The following is a 22,206-nucleotide window of genomic DNA, read 5'->3' as shown; positions in this document are numbered from 1 at the left end:
TTATCAGCCAGCCAGCACCTGCCACACTAAACGCAGCCAAATAGCCCACAACACCACACAGCTGAGTAAAAACACATTAAAACGCAAGCGCACCGTATTACTGCCAATATGCACGGCAGTATGCAGTATCCGCAGCAATACATAGGCTGCGCCTAACACTACATAAGCCAGATCTGCCAACCCCAATTGCAAGGTGAACAGCACGCTGAATAAATACAACATCGGCATCTGGAATTGGTTATCAAAGTTACGGCTGGTGGCAATTACCTGTTCATTAGCACCGGTCAGGTTCATGGTTTTAAATGCTGCTACGCTTATTTCTTTATTTTTTGCAGCGCGAATACGGCGGCGCCCCATCAGCACCATTACCACGCTGGTGAGCAATATTTGCACAAACACCGGCAGCAAAATCATTTTTTCCATTTTATTCTCCTGATTTAATCCGCTCAGAGCTTAATGCAGCGCGGCCAAAGATGCCAGTGTCTTAATTTTGTCATGTCAGGCCTTTATATTTCAGCCAGTGATGTTGTTATACTGCGTCGTATTTTTTTGCAGAGCGATACTATGGCGCAATTATATTTTTACTACTCGGCAATGAACGCCGGTAAATCAACCTCCTTACTGCAAAGTGCGTATAACTATCAGGAAAGAGGTATGACAGTGGCTATTTACACCGCCGCACTGGATAACCGTTTTGGCTTGGGTAAGGTAAGCTCGCGTATCGGTTTGGCAATGGATGCGCATATTTTTGATAACAGCTTTAACTTTATCAATCATGTGCAGCAGCTTAAAACGCAAGGGCGGCTGGATTGCGTACTAATAGACGAAGCACAGTTTTTATCCAAAGGCCAGGTGCGCCAGCTAACCGATGTAGTAGATAAATTAAATATACCGGTGTTGGCCTTTGGCCTGCGCACCGACTTTTTAGGGGAAACCTTCGCCGGCAGCGAAGCGCTGTTAGCCTGGGCGGATAAATTAGTCGAACTGAAAACCATCTGCCACTGTGGCCGCAAAGCTAACTTTGTGGTCAGGCTGGATGAACACGGCAACGCAGCCACTACCGGCTCGCAAGTGCAAATAGGTGGCAATGAAAGTTATGTCTCTATGTGTCGCGAGCATTTTAAAGCACTGGTTTGGCAGGATAAACAAACGGAGTAACAAATGAAAATTCTCTATGGTGTGCAGGCAACAGGAAATGGACATATCAGCCGGGCCCGCGCCATGGGGAAGTATCTGGCGAAAGCCGGCGTGCAGGTAGATTACCTCTTCTCCGGCCGCCCCGGCGACCAACTGTTTGATATGCAGCAGTTTGGCAACTATCAGCTAAAACGCGGCTTAACTTTTGTCACGCAAAACGGCAGGGTTAACTACTGGCAAAGCTTTTGGCAGGCGCAAATCCGTACCCTGCAACAGGATATCAAGGCGCTGGACTTAACCGGTTACGACCTGGTACTCACCGATTTTGAACCTGTAACCGCTCAGGCAGCCAAACAGCAGAATAAGCACAGCATTGCCATCGGCCATCAGTACGCTTTTTTACACGATATCCCGATGGAACACGCCAACCTGATGAGCAAGCTGGTGTTTAAGCACTTTGCTCCGGCGCAGTATCAGCTGGGCCTGCATTGGCATCATTTTAACCAACCTATCCTGCCGCCCATTATCGACGAAGCTGAACACAACACGGAAGTTGCAGCGAATAAAGTGCTGGTGTACTTACCCTTTGAAGATCAGCAACAGGTTATCGCTATGCTCACCCCGCTTAGTGAATACCGCTTTCATCTGTACGGCCCGGGTTTAAGCAAAGCTGAGCTTGGTCATATCCACACTCATCCACCGGCACTGGCACCGTTTAAAGCCGATTTGGCCAGTTGCAGCCATGTGCTCAGCAACGCCGGGTTCGAGCTGATAAGCGAAGCGCTGCAGTTGCAAAAGCAGATCATGGTAAAGCCGCTGCATGGCCAGATGGAGCAGGAGTCCAACGCCCTGGCACTGCAGCAGTTGCAACTGGCCAGCCGCAGCAATCAGCTCAGCAGCAATATTATTGCTAATTGGCTCAGTGCGCCGGCCAATACTAATACCGTACAATACCCTAATGTGGCCAGCGCCATTTGTGACTGGTTACTGCAAGACACACCGGACAACATAGCCGCGCTGAGTAAATCACTCTGGGCTTAAGCCGCTTTTTTGCCAATACGGCCAAATCCGTTATAGTAAAAGCTCATCACTAACCTGAGAGCACTATGTCAGATAACGCTGTTGCCCTGCCGCATTTCTGGGCCATTATCGACGCCCTGCCCATAGCTGTGCTGTATAAAGAGCACGCCCGAAGCCGTATTTTGGCCAACCGCGCCGCTTTGCAGTTGTTTAACCCGCCGCTGACAGAGCATGCGTTAACCTTATCTGACGTCCAGCAACTGCGACTGCTTAGCCGCGACACGCAAACCCCATACGATTTGCTGCACAACCCTTTGCTGCTGGCATTAAGCGGCACTGAACTTACACAGCCCCTGCTGCTGGCCGGCGAGCCGGCACAAAATATGTTGCTGCGCAGCAGGTTAATCTCGCTGTCCTTTACCCTGCACACCAGCGTGCTTATCACTCTGGAAACCGACAACAGCAACAGCCCTGCTGTGCTGCCGGATAACAACTACCCTGCGCCGGACATCAGTGAATTAGAAGAAGCCCTGGCATTCGACAAACTAATATCACTGATCTCAACTGAATTAATCAACGTGCAGGATGACGAACTGGACCAGCATATTGAAGATGCACTGGCAGCTGTCGGCGAATTTTGCCACGCCGACCGCAGCTACGTATTTCAGTTTAACGCCAAGATCACTGAGATGAGCAATACCCATGAATGGGTGCGTAGCGGTATCAGCAGCCACAAAGCGTCTTTACAACAGATCCCGCGCCAGGCGTTGCCGTATTTCTACCGCGAAATCCAGCAAAACCTGGTGTTTGCAGTGAATAACGTCGCCGAACTGCCAACGGAAGCTGCAGCAGAGCAACAGGAATTTAATGCTGAAGATATTCAGTCTGTGCTGTGTTGTGCCATGCTGGCCGGCGATGCACTTATCGGCTTTGTCGGTTGTGACATGGTATCGCGCCAGCGTAACTGGACCAGTAACGACCTGCGCCGGTTAAAACTGGTGGGCGAAATGCTGGCTAATACGCTGCAAAACGTCAGTTACCGCCGTTCACTGCAGCAAATACAACTGCAACTGCAACAGGCCAATGCCGAATTGCAGCAGCAAGCGTTGCAGGATGGCTTAACCGGCATCGCCAACCGGCGTAACTTTGATACCAAACTGCAGCAAGAGCTACAGCGCTGCGCACGGCATCAAATATCGCTGGGCTTATTGTTGCTGGATATTGACCACTTTAAAGCCTACAACGACCACTACGGCCACCAGGCCGGCGATCAGGCGCTACAGCAAGTGGCGCAGCTACTGCCCGGGCTGTTAAAGCGTCAGGGTGAACTTGCCGCCCGCTACGGCGGTGAGGAGTTTGCGGTTATCTTACCGGGCAGTGATGAAGCAGCTTGTCAGCAGATCGCAGAGAAAATCCAACAGCAGCTAAACGCCTTGGCTATCCGGCATCAGCATTCCGGCGTCAGTAAACTGCTAACACTTAGTATTGGTTATTGCAGCCAAATACCGGATAAAAACAGCAGTGCAGAGCAACTCATTCAAGCTGCCGACAGTGCGTTGTATAAAGCCAAAGATAGCGGCAGAAATCAGCTTATGCCATGCGAAAAAAAGGGCAGCTAATAAGCTGCCCTTTTTCATTTTGCAGATCGGTTAATCGTAGAACGGTGAGCGTTGCTCGGTTGCATCAATTAACGTTGCAGGTCGGTTCAGTGGCTGACCACCATCACGCGCAATCGGGATCCAAGGCAAACGTCCCCTGCCTTTGGATGGCCGTAACGAGAATAAGTCAAATGGGATCGATAAATAAAACCCTTTGGTAAAACTACCTTCACCATAGTCTGACGACGAAACATCAGTAATAGCAGCATAAGCCCCCACTACAATACCGCTGTCAAAGCGTTTGGCAAAATCCACGTTTACGCCTTTATCCTTCGCCAAAAACTGGCCAATATTAAAGGTCAACTGAGTGTCAGGTAAAAACGCCGGTTTCCAATACACATTAACGTGGCCGGTAAAGGTCTTATAATCAAAAAAGTCAAAATCGTTCTCGTACGAGCGCTGTTGCACGTAGTTCAGATCAAAACCAATAGCAAAATCGGAGTCCACCGGACGGTACAGCATTTCGCCACCAACACCACCAAACATCGTCTCCAGATAACCGCCATAGGCTTGGGCATAAATATCCGGCGCTATCTGATCCTGCCATTGCAAATACAAGTTTTCCATCGATAAAGTATTGCCGGTTACATACTCGCGGATATAAGTTCTCACCCTTGGCAAAGGTGTCGCCTGGTTGTCCACTTTAAAATTAAACTTATCAAAGTTTTCCAACAACGTAATCTTAGCTGTACCGTTAACACTGAGACTACTGTTTAACCGGTAGCCGACATTGGCAAATACCCCTCCCTGGTACATATAAAACGCTTCAGGGTTACCAAAGGTTTGGATCCAAAATGTTTCTGCCCCTGTGTAGAAACCACTTTGTGCCGGCATACTGGTAAAACCCAGCGTGCGCGGCTCCGGCTGCTGACGCACATAGGTGGATGTTATATCACTACGTAACGAGTCATAACGGGCTGCCGCAATAAACTGTTCAGCATGCACCACAGTTTCTACCATTGGCAAATTGCCGGAGTAGGTCACAATACGGTATGTCTTAATATTGGCGGGTACTTCGGTAACTAAAATCCGGCCGATACGCTCAATCGCCTCATCGTGATCGCGATACGCCACTTGCTGGCCATAAAGTACAAACTCATCGTCAGTCATATGTGACGTTAATAAAGCAAAACCCGCTTCGCGATAAAGCGCCCGGGGTAAAGCATCCCGGTCAGTGATCTGCTTAACACTATCGAGCTGCTGCGGAATCTCCCGCAGCGGCGGCTTAATTTTTAGCTGTGTGGCGCTATGTAAATTCATTGCATAATGCACACCAAAACCCAAGGTGTTACCACGCTGGTAGTTCACATCAAAGTTAAAATTGCCCCAACGGTACACCGCGCCGATATTCCAGTTGCTGTCCTGCAGCAAATCACCGGCTCTGTCGTTTTGGTAATCATTGCCTTCGTACTCCAGCTTTAAGCGTAGTGGCTGCCAGGGAGTTTGGTATTCCACACCACCAAATAATGAGGCCGGGCCCTTAAAAAACTTTGTGTAGCTGATCTTACCACCTCGGCCCAACGTCCCTTGAGGTCTATCACAAAAACTGTCTTTAATTTCACAAAACGGGTTACTGGTATTGGCACCGTTGCCTAAATAGCCCCAGCCCATCCCAAGGTGAAAGTCAAAGTTGCCCCATTGCTTACTTAACGCAATAAATTCGCTTTCAAAAAAACCGGTGCCGCCAAAGTCTCTGAAGCCCACCGACACTTGCGGCAAATAGGTACTCTCTTGCAGCAAACGAAACTTAACGTCTATACCTTTATCTTTTAGTGTCTGGTCACCGCTAAAATTCGGATCATCGCTATACAGCCTGGTGCGCACATCGGTATAACGCACCGTTGATTCCATCCAGTCAAATAACTGAATACTCACCGACCACAAGCGATATTCCTCGTTGTCGGTGTAATTAATCGATAAATCACCGGCCGGCGCCATGCGCGCAGTAGGCGTCTGAATTAAACCGACTCCACCGTGTGCCATTTGCGATACTCCAGATGGCGCCTGCTGCCAGCTGTTGCTGTCAGCCGCCTTTGCTATCGCCGGTTGTAGCCCAAAACTAATTAAAGATAATAAAAACGCAATACGCACTGCAGTCATGACAACACCCTGTGAATCGCAAGCTCAAGCAACCGCTGATTTAGTATTTCCAGCTGCGAATTAAATAATCTACTTTGCAGTGGTATAAAAATTTGTGCACCGGGCATAGCTTCAATATGAGTGCGGTTCCAGTAGCTCACCCCAACTGTTTGTACTTTGCCATCCGGCTGCACCAACATCACCTCATCTACCTTGGCTAAAGGTGTCGGCTCTACCGATACCATATACTCGGCAGCTGCAACGGCACCACGATGTGGCACCCTGGTGCCAGAGCTAACGGCACCAAATATATGCACATGGTTTGGCCGTAGCTTTAACTGTAATAAATAAGCGCCATCGTCAAAACGCGGGTTTAACTCCGGTCGTGTTCTGGCAAAGTCATAGTCTATTGGCAATAAAATACGTTGCGCTAAACGCCATGATACTAACTGACGCTCCAACGACTGCAACGTAAACACTAAATCACTGTCGGTCGCATTGTGCAGTTTTAACTCTGCTATCTGTTGTAATAACTGCTGGCGTAATTGCTCAGGTTTATTGCTGTCAAGCTTAAACAGCGCCGAGGCAGGCCAATACCACACTGATGTTAACGCAGCCGGCGCCAACACCTCACTTAATCTTGGGTTGGTTGCGAACTGATAGCTGGTGTCATTAATAATGACACTAACAGCTGATTCTGCGGCAGCGGTTAATAGCAAACCACTACATAACAGTGCTGTACTGAATTTCATTTTACTTCTCATCACTGTACACCTGAGCAGTAGTTTGATCCCCAGCCGACACTAAGCGGGCAATCCGGCTGATATAAGTCATGGTTATTGGCGCGCCAAATGGCGCCAGAGTCTGTTCACTTCTAATTAAAGTGCCGGATGCAGTATCAAACCAGAAGTAATTTTTCCAGCTATTGTCAAAGCGCAAATAATTGGCATCGTCTTCGTACTGCACATACTCTACTACCAGCGTCGTGGTTAGCTTTTGCTGAAAGAAACTTACCTCTTGTGCCGGTAGCACTTCAAACCGTGAACGCAACGCATAGCCGTATTCACCGCTTTGCCAATCCGCTAATCGCAACCAACTACTGTCAGGTCGAATCGTATTATGCTTTTGAACGGGGTCGCTTACAGTATTCGTCAGGTACAACAAATCATTGCTAAAGCCCAGAGTACGCACCAAGCGCCCCTGTTGCATTATCAGCATCGCTTTATCTGCCGACACCCACTTATGCTGGCCGGCCTCTACTTTAAATAACGCCATAGCGGCAACAGGCCGCTCGCCGTGTTGCACATATAGTAAATCTGACGGCGCGTTGATAACCTCTTCCAGACTCAGGTCCGCGTCTTCAGCTTTAGCAAAGGCTAACTGCAAATTATCAATATAGGAGTGATAAGTACCGGCGCAGCCGGTAAGGGTTAGCAGCACCAGGCCGCCCAAAACAGATCTAACGAATAGCATCAAAGATGTATGCCTGCTGAATATTAAGTCAAATAAACAAACAGCAATAAAAAAGCCGCCAGCAGGCGGCTTTTTTATTGCAACAAACTTAACCGCCGATAGCTGGAGCGGTAAAAGTTACTGTTGATGTGGTAGTGCCTGTACCAGTAACCGTAGTGCCGGTACAAACGCCATTTACCGGGCCAGTCTGGCCATCGGCGCAGGTAGGCACTTCTTCCGGAGGTGTTACAGAAGAACCACGGTTATTAGAAATAACCGCAGCAGCTACCGCAACACCAACAACACCGGCAGCTACAGTAGTAGTGGCTACACCACCAATAGTACCTGAACCACCTTCTTTTTCTTGCGCATTAACACCGGCACTCAACGCCAGTACAGCAGCGGCAATAATTAATTTTTTCATACTATTTCCCTCATTAAGAAACCTGAATTCAGACTTGTACGCAGCTTAAACTAAAAAAAAGCTCAGCTCAACCTGAAAAGCGACAAAAACATAACTTTTTTACAGCTAATAAATAAATAAAATACCAGCTACGCCACCCTCAACGATAAATACTTGTCAGGCAATATATTTTTTTGCCGGCACAGGGTCTGTATGCACCACCAGCAGCGGTGAATCGGCGCCGCTATCGCAACCGGCTTTAACCACGAGGTCACTACTGGCGCAGCTGTAACTAAAGCCGGTTGGTGCTGCACGCATCAACTCAATAATCTGCTCTACCGCAAAACTGTCACACAGTGTATCCAGCCGTAATAACAAACTTTCCATTTCGGCCCAGCTCAGGCATATTTCATCCGCGGCCATAATGCGCGGGTGGGCGGTCTCACGCACACTTTCACCAATCAGCAATTCTTCATATAGCTTTTCGCCTGGCCTTAAGCCGGAATAATGCACTTCAATATCCCCGTTGGGGTGTATATCGTCTTTTACTTCCAACCCCATCAAGTGGACCATCCGCTTGGCCAGGTCAGCAATTTTAACCGGTTCGCCCATATCCAGTACAAATACATCACCGCCCTGCCCCATAGCACCGGCCTGAATTACTAACTGCGCCGCCTCCGGAATCGTCATAAAATAACGGATAATATCTTTATGCGTTACCGTTATCGGGCCACCGCGGCGAATTTGTTCGCGAAACAGCGGCACTACCGAACCGCTGGAGCCCAATACATTACCAAATCGCACCATGCAAAACCGCGTGGTATTTTGCCTTTGCGACAGCGCCTGTAATACCAGCTCGGCCAGCCGTTTCGACGCGCCCATTACATTGGTTGGCCGTACCGCTTTATCGGTAGAAATTAATACAAAGGTTTCAACACCGGTGTTAATTGCTGCCTCAGCAGCATACCAGGTACCAAACACATTATTACGCACGCCTTCAACCACATTGTATTCCACCAAAGGCACATGTTTATAAGCCGCAGCGTGGTAAACCGTTTGCACGTTAAACGCCTGCATTACCGTTTCCAGCCGGTTTTTACGCTGCACAGTGCCCATTACCGGAATTAACTTTATATCAAGCTCGCGCTGGCTAATGGTATTAGCCAGTTCCTGCTCTATGCTATACAAACCAAATTCGGATAGCTCAAACAGCACCAGAACCGCGGGTTCACAATTAATAATTTGCCGGCATAGTTCCGAGCCGATAGAGCCGCCGGCACCGGTTACCATTACCACCTTGTGCTGAATATTGGCTTGCATCAGTTTTACTTTCGGCGCTACCGGGTCGCGGCCTAGTAAGTCTTCTATCTTTACATCCTGCAGCTCGTCAATCCGCATCGAGCCGTCTACCAGATCACTCATCCCCGGAATCGACTGCACCGGAATAGGCAACTCTTCTAATGCATCTAATACCTCACGCCGTCTGGCGCGGCTGGCTGAAGGTAACGCCAGTAAAATACGGCTGATATTGTAATTTTTTAATAAAGCAGTAATTTGCGCCGGCGCCCCGACAGGAATACCAAGAATGGTTGAGCGCTGTAAGGTGGTGTCGTCATCAACAAAAATTACAGGGTGATACTGCTCGCCATTCATCAGGGCGTGAGCCAATTGCCGGCCCGACGAGCCGGCGCCGTATATTAGTACCCGCTCTTTATGGCCGTTATTACGCTGCACCAAAAACATCCGCGCCAGCAAACGCACACCACCGGAAGTAACCAGCGCCAAAATGGCATAAACAAAAATCAGATTGCCTTTGTCATGCACATTAAACACGCCAAATAACAGCGCCAAAACAAAGGCACTGCTGACAATACCGGCCAATACCGCGCCCAAAGCATGTTGACCAATATAACGGATTACCGCGCGGTATAAACCCAGCTTGGTAAAGATAAATAAGGTAACCGGCAGGGTAATAGAAAATGCCAACGCTATTTGCGGCACATTAGTATGCACATCATTCTGTGTTAGAAAATAAGCGGCAAACAACGACGTAATCAAAAAAAACATATCTGCACATACAGAGACGAGTCGTTTTACCGAACGCGGTAAGCCCAATAACCAAGTCAGCATCTAATACCTCATAACACTTGTTTGCTAATTAACACAGTGCTGATATTTAAAATTTAAAAAGTATAGCATTTATTATTATCAAAAACGCAGCGCTACTGCCGCGCCAACAGCTTCTGCAACCAGGAAGCAAACTGCGGGCCCAGATGTTTATCACGCAGCCCATGCTCAACAAAGGCCTGCATATAGCCCAGTTTATTACCGCAATCATGGCTGCGACCAACAATATGGTAGGCATTAACCGCTTCTTGCTGCATCAGCATCGCAATAGCATCGGTTAGCTGTATTTCATCACCGGCGCCTACCGGGGTACGCTTTAACCATTGCCAAATATGGCTGCTAAATACATAACGGCCCACTACAGCTAAATCAGATGGTGCTTCATCTATCGCCGGCTTTTCCACTATGGCGGTCATTTTTGCTGACTCTCCGGCAGCCAGTTGCTGACCACTTACATCGACAACACCATAGCTGCTGACTAACTGATGTGGCACCGGCTCAACCATCACCTGGCTAACACCGCTTTGCTCAAACAATTGCACCATTTTTGCCAGGTTTTCACGGCGTAAATCACTGTCGTAACTATCTACCAACACATCCGGCAATACCACAGCAAAAGGTGCATCGCCTACCAACGGTAAGGCGCACAGTACAGCATGGCCCAAACCTTTAGCTTCCGCTTGGCGCACATGCATAATGGTGACGTCTTTAGGGCATATTGCCTGCACTTCATCCAATAACTGACGTTTCACACGTTTTTCCAGCATCGACTCCAGCTCAAAGCTCTTATCAAAGTGGTTTTCAATCGAGTTTTTCGAAGAATGGGTTACCAGCACAATTTGCTTAATACCGGCGGCAATACATTCATTTACCACATACTGAATAAGCGGCTTATCCACTACCGGCAGCATTTCTTTCGGAATAGCCTTGGTTGCTGGCAGCATTCGTGTGCCCAGACCCGCTACCGGGATAACCGCTTTTAGTACTTTCATCTAAACTCCGATACTTAGTGTTTAGTGGTGAATGTTTAGTGTTGAGTTAACAACTTAAAATTCACAACTCAAAACTCAAAACTAATAATTAGTCGCTACCAAACAAATCACGGGTATACACTTTTTCTTCAACATCAGCCAAAGCGTCACTGCGGCGGTTTGCTACTATTACATCAGATATGCGTTTAAACTCCGCTAAATCTTTAATTACCCGCGAGCGGAAAAACTCGTCCTGCTGCAACTCCGGCTCATACACCACCACTTCGATACCTTTAGCTTTAATACGCTTCATAATGCCCTGGATAGCCGAGGCACGAAAATTATCTGAACCCGTTTTCATTACCAGGCGAAAAACACCCACTACCTGAGGGTTACGGGACAATATGGACTCAGCCACAAAGTCTTTGCGAGTGCGGTTAGCATCTACTATTGCTTGCATTATATTGTTCGGCACATTCTGATAATTAGCTAATAGTTGCTTAGTATCTTTGGGCAGACAGTAACCACCGTAGCCAAAGCTGGGGTTGTTATAATGGTTACCAATGCGCGGGTCCAGTCCAACACCTTGAATAATTTGCCGCGCATTTAAGCCATGGCTTTCAGCATAGCTGTCCAGCTCGTTAAAATACGCCACCCGCATCGCCAGGTAAGTATTAGAAAACAGTTTAATGGCTTCAGCCTCGGTGCTGTCGGTAAACAGCAGCGGCACGTCTTGCTTTATCGCGCCCTGTTGTAACAAGGCGGCAAAACGCGCAGCACGCTCACTTTGCTCACCAACAATAATACGCGACGGATACAGGTTATCGTATAAGGCACGGCCTTCACGCAAAAACTCCGGTGAAAATATCAGGTTGTCGGTAGCAAACTTTTGTCGCGCTGCAACAGTAAAGCCCACCGGCACGGTAGATTTAATTACCATTACCGCCTTGGGGTTAACCGCTAATACATCGCGGATCACCGCTTCTACACTGCTGGTATTAAAATAGTTGGTTTGCGGATCGTAATCGGTTGGCGTAGCAATAATAACAAAGTTCGCATTGGCAAAAGCCAACTGCTTATCCAGAGTAGCCGTGAAATTCAGCGCTTTATTTGCCAAAAAGTCGGAGATTTCTTTATCTTCTATCGGTGATTTTTTCTCGTTTAGCAACGCCACCTTTTCCGGTACTATATCCAGCGCAACCACGTGATTGTGCTGCGCCAGTAACATGGCATTAGACAACCCTACATAACCGGTGCCGGCAATGGCAATTTTTAAACCCGACATAACATCCCTTTTTTGAGTTTTAAGTTGTGAATTAAAAGTTGTGAGTGGTAAGAGGTGAGTTGTGAGTTGTGAGTTGTGAGTTGTGAGTTAAAAACTCAACACTCAACACTCGCCACTAAACACTAAACACTCAATCCTGGCTGGCAATAATAGCATTGATCCCTAAGCTGGAAAAAGCCTGTTGTAGTGCTGTTTTCGCGCCATCATCACCATGCACTATGCGTACCTGTTGCGGTTTTCGCCGCATCCGGCTAATAAAACTTACTAAACCAGTTTTATCAGCATGGGCTGAATAGCCGCTTAATGTAATAATTTCGGCGCCGATAATAATGCGCTCGCCGTCTATATCGACATAACCGCCTTGCGGACCAAAGCGCTGTATTGCTGCGCCCAGGGTACCGCGTGCCTGATAACCAACAAACACCACCTGATGCGCCGCATCCGGTAATAACGCTTTTAAATAATTGACCACCCGGCCACCTTCACACATGCCGCTGGCAGCAATAACAATAGCCGGCTGTTTGCTGCGGGCTAAAAACTGCACCAGATCTAAATGTTGGCTATGGCTGTCTATGGTATGTAATTGCGCAAAGCTCAGCGGGTGCCGGCCTTGTTTCAGCCGTTGTTTGGCTTCATTGTCCCAGCAATGTTTCAGCTCGTCATAAGCACTGGTAAATTTTGCTGCCAATGGCGAATCAACAATAATTTGCAGTTCATCCCAACGTAACTGTTGGTGAATTTTTTGCCCGCGCAAACGGTGAATAATGGCTTCCAGTTCATATAACAGCTCTTGGGTGCGGCCGATACTGAAAGCCGGAAATAACACAGTACCGTTATCTTTGAGCGAATGCAGCAACACCTGCTCCAGCCGTTTTATCCGCGCACGACGATTTTCGTGTTCGCGATCACCATAGGTACTTTCTATTACCACCACATCTGCCGTATTAGGTGGTTTGGGTGCTGGTAGCAAAGGCGCATAGGGCGCGCCCAAATCGCCGGAAAATACGGTTTTGTAGCTTTTTTTAGCTTCGGTATTATGCCGCAGCTCAACATAGGCCGAGCCCAGAATATGCCCGGCCGGCTGAAACCGTAGCTCTGGCCCGGCGCTGCCCAGGGTCGACGCCGCACCGTCAAATGCCGGCAATGGCAGCCATTGTTTAAAATCACAAGCGACCAACTGACGGCGCACCCTGGCCAAAAAAGCATTAATTAACTCTTCATCGCGGGTAACCCCTACCTTTAATGCATCTTCCAACACCAGCGGCAATAACGTGGCCGAGGCGGTAGTGCAATAGATAGGCCCGTTAAAACCGGCAGCGAGTAAATACGGAATCCGCCCAACATGGTCAATATGCACGTGGGTAACAATCAGCGCTTTAATATGGTCAATGGCAAAAGCAATCTGCGGCGCAGCAGCAGAACCCGAAGCAGACAGCTCTGCGCCCTGAAACAAGCCACAATCAATAAGTACGCCGTAGTCATCGGCCAGCCGGTATTCATGACAAGAGCCGGTAACACCATCTACCGCGCCATGGTGGATAAATTGGGGGGTGTTATACACAGTCGACATCCTGTCTCCTTGTTAGTGGTGAGGGGTGAATGTTTAGTTTTGAGTTTTTAGTGTTGAGTTAGTTTTTAGTGTTGCGTTGGGCGGTTTTTACTATGCTGGTTAGTATTTTAATCAGCTCTTCGCTTTGGTTAAGTAAGCTGGCTACATGCGGTTGAGTATCATCGAGGTAGCCAGTTATACATAGCAGCTCCAGCCAATACTTTGCTTCTCTTGATTCTTTACTGGCAATACTCATTTTAGCAATAAAATCAGCTTTAGATTGCCCCGCCTGCGCCTCGTTGATATTGGCACCGATAGAAGTACCACAGCGCACTAACTGCTTAGACAGCACAAATTCTTTATGCTCTTTTACCAAATACTGATAAAGCCTGACAACCCGAACCGCAAACTCAAAAGCCTTGGCCAATACATTATTCGATTCAGCAGGCATCCAAAGCCCCAACCAATCAAAATCCTATACTACCTATAGCCCAAACCATAAATTTTACAAATAATAAACACCAACCAATCAAAACTCAGCACTCACAACTAACAATTCACCACTCAAAACTACCGAACCCTATCCCCACTGCCCTTCCCGGCCACCGTCATAAAAATATACTTAAAGTAGTTAGCCACCGTAAGCTGTGCCAGCATTTTTGCGTCTGTCTCGGCCAGTAATACCGGCGTCGACATATCAATATCATTAACCTGCGCCAGCCCGGTAATGCCCGGCCTGGCATTTAACACACCGCGCTGTTCGCGCTCGTTAATTAATTCTTGCTGGTTAAACAGGCAAGGCCGCGGGCCTACCAGGCTCATTTCGCCTTTTAATACATTCCACAGCTGCGGCAGTTCATCCAGCTTGCTCTTACGTAAAAAGCCACCAAAGGGTGTTATTGCACTGGCGCTGGCTAAATGGCTGGCCACATGAGCAGTATCCGGCCTCATGGTACGAAACTTTACCAGCGTAAACGGCTTTTTATGCCGCCCTACCCGCTGCTGGCGAAATATCGGCGAACCAGTATCAAATAAACCAATCAGGGTTAAAATAACCAGCACCGGAAAACCAAACACCAAGCCACAAAAGGCAAAAATAATATCCAATAAGCGTATCAACATAATTCCTCTAAAATTTGCCAGCGACAACTAAACACTCACAACTAAAAACTCAACACTCAGCACTCAGCACTCAGCACTCAGCACTAAACACTCAACATTTATCTCTCAACCCTTCGCGGCAAAGCAGCGAGCAATCCCCTCTTCCACCGTCACCGGCGGCCGCCAACCCAGCGTGTCTTTAGTATGCGATATATCTACTTGTAAATTACCGCAAAGCCGGTCTATTACCGCAGATTTCCCCGTCAGCTTACCGGCCAGTTTCAGCCAACTCATCGGCACCGGTAACAACCTTGGCTTTTTCCCGGCAGCACGTGTCATCATTTGCAACAGTTCAGTAGTGGAAACATCGTGCTCATCACTCACCAAAAAGGTTTGGTTCGCCGCCTTTGGATGTTCAATGCAAGTAACAATTAAATCGACCAGGTTATCCAGTGCCACCAGGCTGCGTTTGTTATGGATAGCCCCTAAGGGTAACGGCAAGTTTTTTCTGGCCAGCTTCATCATAGCGGCAAAGTTAGCTTTAACTCCAAGGCCGTAAACCAGCGGCGGACGAATAATTACCACCTCCATGCCGGTCTGTACTGCTATCTGTTTCAACCCGATTTCAGCTTCAGCCTTAGATATGCCATAGGCATCATCAGGCAGCGGCTTATCGTCATGCCTGAACGGCTTGTCGTTACGTGTTGATTCACCATTTACTTTAATGCTACTGATAAAAATAAAGCGCTTAACGCCGGCTGCGGCAGCCTGCCGGGCCAAATTAACAGTGCCAAAAGTGTTCACGTCACGAAATGCTGCTAAAGGATCTGTTGTCTGCTCATTCATCATATGCACTCTGGCTGCACTGTGTATAACCACATCAACACCCGCTAAAGCTGAGGAGTAGTCACTATCAGCATTAAACTCCGACTGATAGAACGGCAACGATACATTTTCTGGCTTTTTTCTACCCAATAGCACTAAAACTCTGGTGCTAAGCACTGATAACAACCTGGAACCAACGAAACCACTAAAGCCTGTAATTAAAATTTTATTGTTCAACAACATTACCCTTTAGCAACTCTTCATAAATAGCAAAATGTTTGTTCACCACAGAATTTATATCGAACTCACGTTCAGCTAGTCTACGCCCCGCAACGCCAAAACTTAACCGTAAATCACTATCATTGACCAGCTTCTCAATAGCACCCGCTAACGCCGCTGAATCTTTAACCGGCACTAATAAACCTGTTACATCCGGCGTGATGGCATCACGACAGCCAGGCACATCAGTTGTAATAACGGCACGGCCACAAGCCGCAGCCTCAATAAGTGACTTTGGTAACCCTTCGCGATAACTGGGCAATACAACTATATTTGCTTGCCGATAGCTTGCAGCCACATCACTACTGAATCCCCAATATTCTATCAGTTGTTGTCCCACCCAAGAATTGAGCTGAGCCTGACTAACAGATTTTGGATTTTCATCAACATCGCCAACCAAAACTAAACGGCATGATATATTACTTGCTCTAAGTAACTTTGCAGCTTCAACAAACTCCAAAACGCCTTTATCTGTCAATAAGCGAGCTAACAGCATAGCTACTGGTTTACCTTGAGGCTCTTCACTAAACGGATACTCTGCAAAGTTAACCCCCGAGCCTCTTATCATAATTGCCTGATTAGCTGAAATGATACCTGCAGAGATAAATAAATCTCTGTCGGTCGGGTTTTGAAAAATCACTCTGGATTTGCGATGACGTAGCGCTAACCTGTATAAAAAACTTATGAACACACGCACCAGCCTAGCTTTTAAACCCTCAGAAATAAATACGAAACCAAGACCCGAAATAGATGAAACTTTAGGGATCTTAGAAAAAAGAGTCGCAAGTCCGGTGTAAAGTACGGGTTTAATGGTGACAGCATGAATAATATCCGGCCTGCTTAGCTTAATTACACGCTTAATTGCTACAAGCGTTTTAAACTCTTTAAAAACCGAAGTGCCGCTGCGTTCTAACGGCAAGTTATGCAAAATAAAACCATAGCCTTTTATGGCTTCACCTTTTGCAGTTAACTGACAAGCAATATTCACCTCGTAACCTGCGGCTTGTGCAGCTAATGCAATGGGTAAACGGTGCGAAAGAAAAAACCAGTCAACATTAACGACAAAAAGTAACTTTTTTTTCATGCTATATTAGCTCTCTTCTAGCTATAATGCTGTATCGTACTACTATAATGATCGTGCTGAATTGCTACCGCGAAAAATCATCACAATACTAATATAACAAAAAAACGATACAACATAAGGTACTGGCTCAGCATCAATCCCTGCTTAAAAATCTTATTGGCACGTGCAAGACGAAATTGGGTTCAGCGCTATAAAATTACTTCTGTGACGTCGTTCTAGCTAAAAGAATCCAAAAAGCTAATAAAGAACAGAGCAATAAAGGAACTTTAAAGCTAGACAAAAAATTAAACAAAGCGGTCCTATGCATATAGGAAAATAAAATTATTAAGGTAGGGACATGAATTAAGAAGTACAAATTCCTACAGCCAATCCACATCCAAGAAGAAACCGCAAGTAAAACAAAAACAAAAACAGTAAAAAAAAATAAACCTCCAGCCCCAAAAAAAGCATAAACCTCGCCGAAAATAGAAGACGCCAAACCGAAATCTACCAAGTAAAAATTATCTTTCAAATAAGTCGACGTATTAATAACATCTACGGAAAATGCTCTACGATACAAATCACTTAAAAATGGAATGGGAGCGAAAAACAGATAACCCACGTTGCCACCATAATCAACATTTTCAACTAAAGTTATAAAATTCATAACTACTGCTTTGGGCTCGACCAAAAGCAAATCAAATAACAGGCTAAAGTCAACACTTTGAAGAACCGTTAGCACTGTGCCAATTTCACCAGACTTTATATTTTTATAGAACAGCTTTACACTCAACAATAATGACAATACTACTCCTGTTGTAAAGATCGTCGCGGAATGCTTTAAAGAAAGAACTCTAACCATCTTACCATTAAAACTATGAAGAACGAATATCAATATAAAAAAAAGTATATTCGCTCGACTGCCAATAATCAAAAAAATAACCACAACAAAAAATGAAACTAATAGTCCTGGAATAAAATTACGCCTCAGAGATAGAAAAAAAACAACTTGAGAAAAACCGGCTATTAATGCAATAACTCCACCTTGTTGAAACTTTACATCCATCTTAGAACCAAGCAGATCGCCACCATTAAATAAAACCAGATAAATCAAGAGAAGCACAAGGGGAATCAAAAAGAACTTTACGGCTACTTTCTCTTTTCCGTTACTACTAGATTCTTCGTTGAGACGATCTCTTCCAAACCGTTTACAGACTAAAAAGTCATAAACCAATATCAAAATGCTCAAGGACAAACTGAAAATCAAAATATAGAGCTTTAGCCAAAATGGCACCGCAATTGCTAAAGAGGTATAAGAGAATCCACCAAAATCGACAACGTCAAAAGTGACCACACAATAATTATATAAAAAGAAAAGCACAAAGATAGTAAAAAAGTCGAAGAAGCGTCTTCGTAAAAATACGATATAAAAAAGCAGTGAAAAAGAAAAAAAAAGAAAAAAATTAACCATACAACATTTAACCTCTCCGCCTGATAGTTAAAATTGAAAATAAACCGGTCATCAGAAAAAATGACAACATAGCGAAAAAGTTCGACAAAGCCACGCCATACAACCCGAAGTATCGAGACAGCACAATTATCAATATAACACTTAAAACACCACAACTAATCGTAATACAAGATTGTAAAAAATTCTTTTTATAATATGATAAGAAACCACTAAACACTAAATACAAACCTCGTAACGATTGACCCAATAGTAAAATAAAAATTATATCGACAGCGGCTAAATACTTCTCACCTGCATAAACCCTAACGAAGCCCTCTCCAAAAAAAAAGAACAAAAACGGAAAAGAAAAGACAAGCGCTAAATAAAAATAGAACTTTCTAACAAGAACTGTTGCTACACCATTATTTTTAAGAAATGAGAAAAGAAAAGGAATATATGCTTTTTGAATAGAATCAAATAAGAAGCCTGCTATAGACGCTACTTGAACTGAAAAAACATAGATCCCGACATCCGCTAAAGAAAATTTATCCTCTATAAAGAAACGGTCAAAGTAACTGATAAGAAACGCACCTAGCAAATGCGGCATCAAAGGCAAACCAAATACCAAAGACCTTTTAATACCAATTTGTATATCAGCAGACTCGCCAGCTAGAATAAGTTGCTTCTTCAACGTGAATGTGCAATAAACTGATATTAGAAAAAGAGATAGCGTTACAGCATACACTCGCCCGTCCAAGCTTGGAAATATCGAAAATACAAAAAACAACGTCATCACAACGTTGAGTGCGCTGCCGGCAACTTGCACCTTACCATAAGAAAAAGCACTTTGCTCAGCTTGAAATATGAACAGTCTAATATTGAGCACACAAGTAAAAAACGAACATAAAATAGCCAACAAGACATATTTAAGCTCAATAGGAAATATCCAGATATCAAAATTATAAAGAATTAATACGATTGCACCAACTACAGCTAGCATCGAAATATAAATAAGGTAATTCGACTTAACTATGACAGCTCTACTTTCTATGTCATCGAAATAAGCGCGTATTATATATGACTGCGTTCCTAAACTGACAAAATGCACAAACAAAACTGACAAAGTCTGAAAGAGACCTAAAGTACCGTATTCTTCTATAGTTAATATCCGCGTGAGAAGAGGCAACAAAAAAAATGGAATAGAAAAGTAGACAATGTTAGACGCTAAGTAGATAAAAACATTCGAATAAAATTTACTACTAGCATTCATTGCTTTGCTCTATAAATTTAATCCATGCCAACATTCTTGCTTGCCAAGAAAATCTAATTATATCTATATCTTTTTTCAGAAATGCAGATTTACAGCGAGCAGCTATTACTCTAGCAGCAGATTCTGTGTCAGAGAAATCTAAAAGTATTCCATTTCCATATAACAAAACCTCGTCAGAATAACCAAGGGTATGTTCTTGTGCAAAAACGAATGCTTTATACTTGATATAGTCATATAGTTTAAGTGGGCTTCCTGGACTTACTCTATTGTTCTTTACCGGAAGCAAACAAGCATGAGAAATCTGGATTATTTCATCACAGCCAGTAGAGTCTAATGGAGAAATATTAAGAATATTCTCCCGCCTAAGATTATCTGGCAATTTTCCACCAGCAACCAAAATCAATATCTCTGGAGCTATATTTTGTAAAAATTTACTGATTTCATAAATGTAGTCAATACCATGCCATTCGGATACAGACCCAGTAAAAGACAAAATTACTCTGCCTTCTGGAATATTGTATTTATTTCTTAAATTATTTAAGTCTTCCACCACACTGAAATTCGTATCATAGCCATTGTAAGAATAAAAAGAATTTCCAGAGTAACTGTACTTTTTGCAATATTTCTCAAGAAGTAACGGGTGATTAAACAAAATCGATTCAGAATTAACGTCGAGAAAATGCGTAAACTCTGCAACAACTTTGTATATACCCAAAAGAAACTTTCCTTTTCTTATTAGAGAAACCTCATCCTTAATATCTGCATGAACTTCTCTAAAATAGGAGATACCCAGCAATCTACATGCTAAAAGTGGAAGAAATCCAACACATCCTCTTGATATAATTCCGGAAGGCCGCTTTATAAATATAAGAAGGAAAACATAGATCTCTAATAATGGTAGAGATAAAAAAATAGGAATATTTTTATAGGGAAAGAAATTAAGAACTTCAACATCTCCACCCATTGAAGAAAGAACATTCATCTTTTGTCTAGTTGCCCTAGATTTTCCGCCTGACTTATGCACATCAAATCCAACAAGATAAAATAACTTCATATTTCTGCCTTCAAATCTACCACAAAGATGCCAGCATCTTTAAAGTATGAGTACACATTCCCAGCATCTTGCCGGCGACTTTCTGATTTAAGAAAGTCGCAAATATCATAAGAAGTCACCTTGGCAAAACAAAACTCCCTCCCGAGCGAATAGAGCGCAGTTGTCCAAAAGCCACCTAAAGCTATCGACTGTTTATTACTTACTGTTTCCATGAAGTGCTCTACGGGAGTTGATAAATGATATACATTTATACCAGCATTTTTAAGCATACTAAGCTTAACTTCGTTGTCATCTCTATGAGGAATGTATTTCATATCAACTTCATACAAAGTAGAAATATGAGTAATTAAGCTTACTTCCAAAGCCAATGGGATAATACCAGCCTCAGAGTATTTTGAACCAATAAAATAAAAGTCCTCTATTTTACTTTCTAAATTACTTTTTCTTATTTTCTCTCCATTAAAGATGGATTCAGTCACTAACTCTATATCGTTATCGAAACGCATTCCCAGCAATCTATAGACCCCAAAACGCAGACCATTATAAACACCTTTAACTTGAGGATATGTAATGCCTTTACTGATGTAATTAGATAATATATTTATAGTTGCTGCTCCATCATCCATAATAACACGCTTCTTAGATTTTATGCGTCGAAGTAACAACTGAGAATATAAATCTCTAAAATCACCAACCAATATTTCATTCACTTCTGAAAAAGAAAACTTAATTTTAAAAAACATGAAAATGAGCTTGAACTCCAATTCAATAATGTTGTTGAAGCTTATTACATGCAGAGAAGCATAGAGTGAAGATTCTTCAATCAAAACTTCAAAATGTTTGTTATTTTTTTCCCGCTTTTTACTTCCTTGTAAAACTACAAATATATTATCCTCAGTTGCATTCCGACTTTTTGCAATTCCCAACGCAGACATTAACTGAAACGGCGAAGAAACATAATAAATAGCTGTCACATTATGATCCTTAATGAAACTTTTTCAATGATTTTTTCTCTGAATAATGCTCAGGATCTCTATGTGAAAAAACCTTCGCTGGGTGCCCTCCTGCTATGCTTAGTGCGGGAATATCGTTAACTACGACGCTTCCAGCTTGAACAATTGCACCTTCCCCGATAGTAACTCCACCGAGAATTATTACTCGAGCACCAATCCATACATTATCACCAATCAACACATCTTTATTGATAAACGTTGCATCATAAGGAATTGAATCTCCGTGATAATTATGATAAGAGGTTATTATCATACAACCAGGGCCTGAATGAAAATTGTCACCAAATAGGACTTTCCCCCCACCTAGAACATTCATACCGTTAAAATGGCAGTTATTTCCTATAATGGTGTTAAATGTAAATATTGAATTTCTATTCACTCGTAAGCTCTCGCCATATTGTGCTACGATGCGTTTAGCTTTAGACGTGTAAAATTTTCTAATTAAATATTTTATAATTTTTTTCATTATC

21 protein-coding genes are annotated in these 22,206 nt (G+C 44.3%); 3 read left to right on the top strand and 18 right to left on the bottom strand.

All coding sequences use genetic code 11. From position 1 onward, the window contains the following. Positions 1-3: 3 nt before the first annotated feature. Complete coding sequence (locus tag Q8O77_RS12905; RefSeq protein ID WP_305553723.1) at positions 4-423, bottom strand: MAPEG family protein; 420 nt, start codon at positions 421-423, stop codon at positions 4-6. 141 nt (positions 424-564) lie between these two features. Here Q8O77_RS12905 and Q8O77_RS12900 point away from each other — a divergent pair, with 141 nt between their 5' ends. The 3 genes from Q8O77_RS12900 (at position 565) to Q8O77_RS12890 (ending at position 3,776) form a co-directional block, all read left to right on the top strand. Continuing rightward, complete coding sequence (locus tag Q8O77_RS12900) at positions 565-1,158, top strand: thymidine kinase (protein ID WP_305553720.1); 594 nt, start codon at positions 565-567, stop codon at positions 1,156-1,158. Positions 1,159-1,161: 3 nt separating this feature from the next. Next, positions 1,162-2,178, top strand: a complete 1,017-nt coding sequence (locus Q8O77_RS12895; protein WP_305553717.1) for an MJ1255/VC2487 family glycosyltransferase — start codon at positions 1,162-1,164, stop codon at positions 2,176-2,178. A 65-nt stretch (positions 2,179-2,243) separates the two neighbouring features. After that, positions 2,244-3,776 (top strand): sensor domain-containing diguanylate cyclase, encoded by a 1,533-nt coding sequence (locus tag Q8O77_RS12890; protein WP_305553714.1) that lies wholly within the window; start codon positions 2,244-2,246, stop codon positions 3,774-3,776. A 30-nt stretch (positions 3,777-3,806) separates the two neighbouring features. Here Q8O77_RS12890 and Q8O77_RS12885 read toward each other — a convergent pair whose 3' ends face one another. From Q8O77_RS12885 to Q8O77_RS12805, 17 genes are all read right to left on the bottom strand, one after another. Beyond that, positions 3,807-5,915 (bottom strand): YjbH domain-containing protein, encoded by a 2,109-nt coding sequence (locus Q8O77_RS12885; protein ID WP_305553711.1) that lies wholly within the window; start codon positions 5,913-5,915, stop codon positions 3,807-3,809. After that, positions 5,912-6,658 carry a capsule biosynthesis GfcC family protein gene (locus tag Q8O77_RS12880; RefSeq protein WP_305553708.1) on the bottom strand — a complete coding sequence of 249 codons (747 nt, stop codon included), beginning with the start codon at positions 6,656-6,658 and terminating at the stop codon, positions 5,912-5,914. The genes Q8O77_RS12885 and Q8O77_RS12880 overlap by 4 nt, the downstream gene beginning before the upstream one ends. Then, on the bottom strand, positions 6,648-7,367 hold the full coding sequence (locus Q8O77_RS12875) for a YjbF family lipoprotein (RefSeq protein WP_305553705.1): 720 nt from the start codon (positions 7,365-7,367) through the stop codon (positions 6,648-6,650). Before Q8O77_RS12875 ends, Q8O77_RS12880 begins: the two co-directional genes overlap by 11 nt. An 88-nt stretch (positions 7,368-7,455) precedes the next feature. Beyond that, positions 7,456-7,770, bottom strand: coding sequence for a hypothetical protein (locus Q8O77_RS12870; RefSeq protein WP_305553702.1), 315 nt, complete (start codon positions 7,768-7,770; stop codon positions 7,456-7,458). Positions 7,771-7,926: 156 nt separating this feature from the next. Continuing rightward, on the bottom strand, positions 7,927-9,816 hold the full coding sequence (locus Q8O77_RS12865; RefSeq protein ID WP_305553700.1) for a nucleoside-diphosphate sugar epimerase/dehydratase: 1,890 nt from the start codon (positions 9,814-9,816) through the stop codon (positions 7,927-7,929). Between the two features lie 155 nt (positions 9,817-9,971). After that, positions 9,972-10,868, bottom strand: coding sequence for a UTP--glucose-1-phosphate uridylyltransferase GalU (gene galU, locus Q8O77_RS12860; RefSeq protein ID WP_305553697.1), 897 nt, complete (start codon positions 10,866-10,868; stop codon positions 9,972-9,974). 88 nt (positions 10,869-10,956) lie between these two features. Continuing rightward, positions 10,957-12,132, bottom strand: a complete 1,176-nt coding sequence (locus tag Q8O77_RS12855) for a nucleotide sugar dehydrogenase (RefSeq protein WP_305553694.1) — start codon at positions 12,130-12,132, stop codon at positions 10,957-10,959. A 130-nt stretch (positions 12,133-12,262) separates the two neighbouring features. After that, entirely contained in the window at positions 12,263-13,702 is a 1,440-nt protein-coding gene (locus Q8O77_RS12850; RefSeq protein ID WP_305553691.1) for an MBL fold metallo-hydrolase RNA specificity domain-containing protein, read from the bottom strand. A 58-nt stretch (positions 13,703-13,760) separates the two neighbouring features. Continuing rightward, the gene (locus tag Q8O77_RS12845) at positions 13,761-14,132 is read right to left on the bottom strand and encodes a four helix bundle protein (protein WP_305553688.1); all 372 of its coding nucleotides are present in this window, start codon (positions 14,130-14,132) and stop codon (positions 13,761-13,763) included. A gap of 119 nt (positions 14,133-14,251) precedes the next feature. Then, complete coding sequence (locus Q8O77_RS12840) at positions 14,252-14,803, bottom strand: sugar transferase (protein WP_305553685.1); 552 nt, start codon at positions 14,801-14,803, stop codon at positions 14,252-14,254. A 105-nt stretch (positions 14,804-14,908) separates the two neighbouring features. After that, entirely contained in the window at positions 14,909-15,850 is a 942-nt protein-coding gene (locus tag Q8O77_RS12835; protein ID WP_305553682.1) for an SDR family oxidoreductase, read from the bottom strand. Beyond that, positions 15,834-16,970 (bottom strand): glycosyltransferase family 4 protein, encoded by a 1,137-nt coding sequence (locus Q8O77_RS12830; protein WP_305553679.1) that lies wholly within the window; start codon positions 16,968-16,970, stop codon positions 15,834-15,836. The genes Q8O77_RS12835 and Q8O77_RS12830 overlap by 17 nt, the downstream gene beginning before the upstream one ends. Before the next feature lie 196 nt (positions 16,971-17,166). Continuing rightward, positions 17,167-18,420: a hypothetical protein gene (locus Q8O77_RS12825; RefSeq protein ID WP_305553676.1), complete on the bottom strand. Its 1,254-nt coding sequence runs from the start codon at positions 18,418-18,420 to the stop codon at positions 17,167-17,169. 7 nt (positions 18,421-18,427) lie between these two features. Next, on the bottom strand, positions 18,428-19,669 hold the full coding sequence (locus Q8O77_RS12820; protein ID WP_305553672.1) for an oligosaccharide flippase family protein: 1,242 nt from the start codon (positions 19,667-19,669) through the stop codon (positions 18,428-18,430). Next, complete coding sequence (locus tag Q8O77_RS12815; protein ID WP_305553669.1) at positions 19,659-20,723, bottom strand: hypothetical protein; 1,065 nt, start codon at positions 20,721-20,723, stop codon at positions 19,659-19,661. Before Q8O77_RS12815 ends, Q8O77_RS12820 begins: the two co-directional genes overlap by 11 nt. Further along, a complete protein-coding gene (locus Q8O77_RS12810; protein ID WP_305553667.1) occupies positions 20,720-21,697 on the bottom strand; it encodes a hypothetical protein in 978 nt (325 codons plus the stop codon). Before Q8O77_RS12810 ends, Q8O77_RS12815 begins: the two co-directional genes overlap by 4 nt. A gap of 10 nt (positions 21,698-21,707) precedes the next feature. Further along, the gene (locus Q8O77_RS12805) at positions 21,708-22,202 is read right to left on the bottom strand and encodes a DapH/DapD/GlmU-related protein (RefSeq protein WP_305553665.1); all 495 of its coding nucleotides are present in this window, start codon (positions 22,200-22,202) and stop codon (positions 21,708-21,710) included. Positions 22,203-22,206 lie beyond the last annotated feature (4 nt).

The sequence above is a fragment of the Rheinheimera sp. genome (assembly GCF_030690345.1).
GTDB lineage: Bacteria > Pseudomonadota > Gammaproteobacteria > Enterobacterales > Alteromonadaceae > Alishewanella.
This window is presented reverse-complemented; position numbering and strand designations above follow the sequence as displayed.

Excerpts from the sequence above, each read along its gene's own strand:
- Q8O77_RS12905 (WP_305553723.1), bottom strand. The coding sequence starts at position 423 with ATGGAAAAAATGATTTTGCTGCCGGTGTTTGTGCAAATATTGCTCACC.
- Q8O77_RS12900 (WP_305553720.1), top strand. The coding sequence starts at position 565 with ATGGCGCAATTATATTTTTACTACTCGGCAATGAACGCCGGTAAATCA.
- Q8O77_RS12895 (WP_305553717.1), top strand. The coding sequence starts at position 1,162 with ATGAAAATTCTCTATGGTGTGCAGGCAACAGGAAATGGACATATCAGC.
- Q8O77_RS12890 (WP_305553714.1), top strand. The coding sequence starts at position 2,244 with ATGTCAGATAACGCTGTTGCCCTGCCGCATTTCTGGGCCATTATCGAC.
- Q8O77_RS12885 (WP_305553711.1), bottom strand. The coding sequence starts at position 5,915 with ATGACTGCAGTGCGTATTGCGTTTTTATTATCTTTAATTAGTTTTGGG.
- Q8O77_RS12880 (WP_305553708.1), bottom strand. The coding sequence starts at position 6,658 with ATGAGAAGTAAAATGAAATTCAGTACAGCACTGTTATGTAGTGGTTTG.
- Q8O77_RS12875 (WP_305553705.1), bottom strand. The coding sequence starts at position 7,367 with ATGCTATTCGTTAGATCTGTTTTGGGCGGCCTGGTGCTGCTAACCCTT.
- Q8O77_RS12870 (WP_305553702.1), bottom strand. The coding sequence starts at position 7,770 with ATGAAAAAATTAATTATTGCCGCTGCTGTACTGGCGTTGAGTGCCGGT.
- Q8O77_RS12865 (WP_305553700.1), bottom strand. The coding sequence starts at position 9,816 with ATGTTTTTTTTGATTACGTCGTTGTTTGCCGCTTATTTTCTAACACAG.
- galU (WP_305553697.1), bottom strand. The coding sequence starts at position 10,868 with ATGAAAGTACTAAAAGCGGTTATCCCGGTAGCGGGTCTGGGCACACGA.
- Q8O77_RS12855 (WP_305553694.1), bottom strand. The coding sequence starts at position 12,132 with ATGTCGGGTTTAAAAATTGCCATTGCCGGCACCGGTTATGTAGGGTTG.
- Q8O77_RS12850 (WP_305553691.1), bottom strand. The coding sequence starts at position 13,702 with ATGTCGACTGTGTATAACACCCCCCAATTTATCCACCATGGCGCGGTA.
- Q8O77_RS12845 (WP_305553688.1), bottom strand. The coding sequence starts at position 14,132 with ATGCCTGCTGAATCGAATAATGTATTGGCCAAGGCTTTTGAGTTTGCG.
- Q8O77_RS12840 (WP_305553685.1), bottom strand. The coding sequence starts at position 14,803 with ATGTTGATACGCTTATTGGATATTATTTTTGCCTTTTGTGGCTTGGTG.
- Q8O77_RS12835 (WP_305553682.1), bottom strand. The coding sequence starts at position 15,850 with ATGTTGTTGAACAATAAAATTTTAATTACAGGCTTTAGTGGTTTCGTT.
- Q8O77_RS12830 (WP_305553679.1), bottom strand. The coding sequence starts at position 16,970 with ATGAAAAAAAAGTTACTTTTTGTCGTTAATGTTGACTGGTTTTTTCTT.
- Q8O77_RS12825 (WP_305553676.1), bottom strand. The coding sequence starts at position 18,420 with ATGGTTAATTTTTTTCTTTTTTTTTCTTTTTCACTGCTTTTTTATATC.
- Q8O77_RS12820 (WP_305553672.1), bottom strand. The coding sequence starts at position 19,669 with ATGAATGCTAGTAGTAAATTTTATTCGAATGTTTTTATCTACTTAGCG.
- Q8O77_RS12815 (WP_305553669.1), bottom strand. The coding sequence starts at position 20,723 with ATGAAGTTATTTTATCTTGTTGGATTTGATGTGCATAAGTCAGGCGGA.
- Q8O77_RS12805 (WP_305553665.1), bottom strand. The coding sequence starts at position 22,202 with ATGAAAAAAATTATAAAATATTTAATTAGAAAATTTTACACGTCTAAA.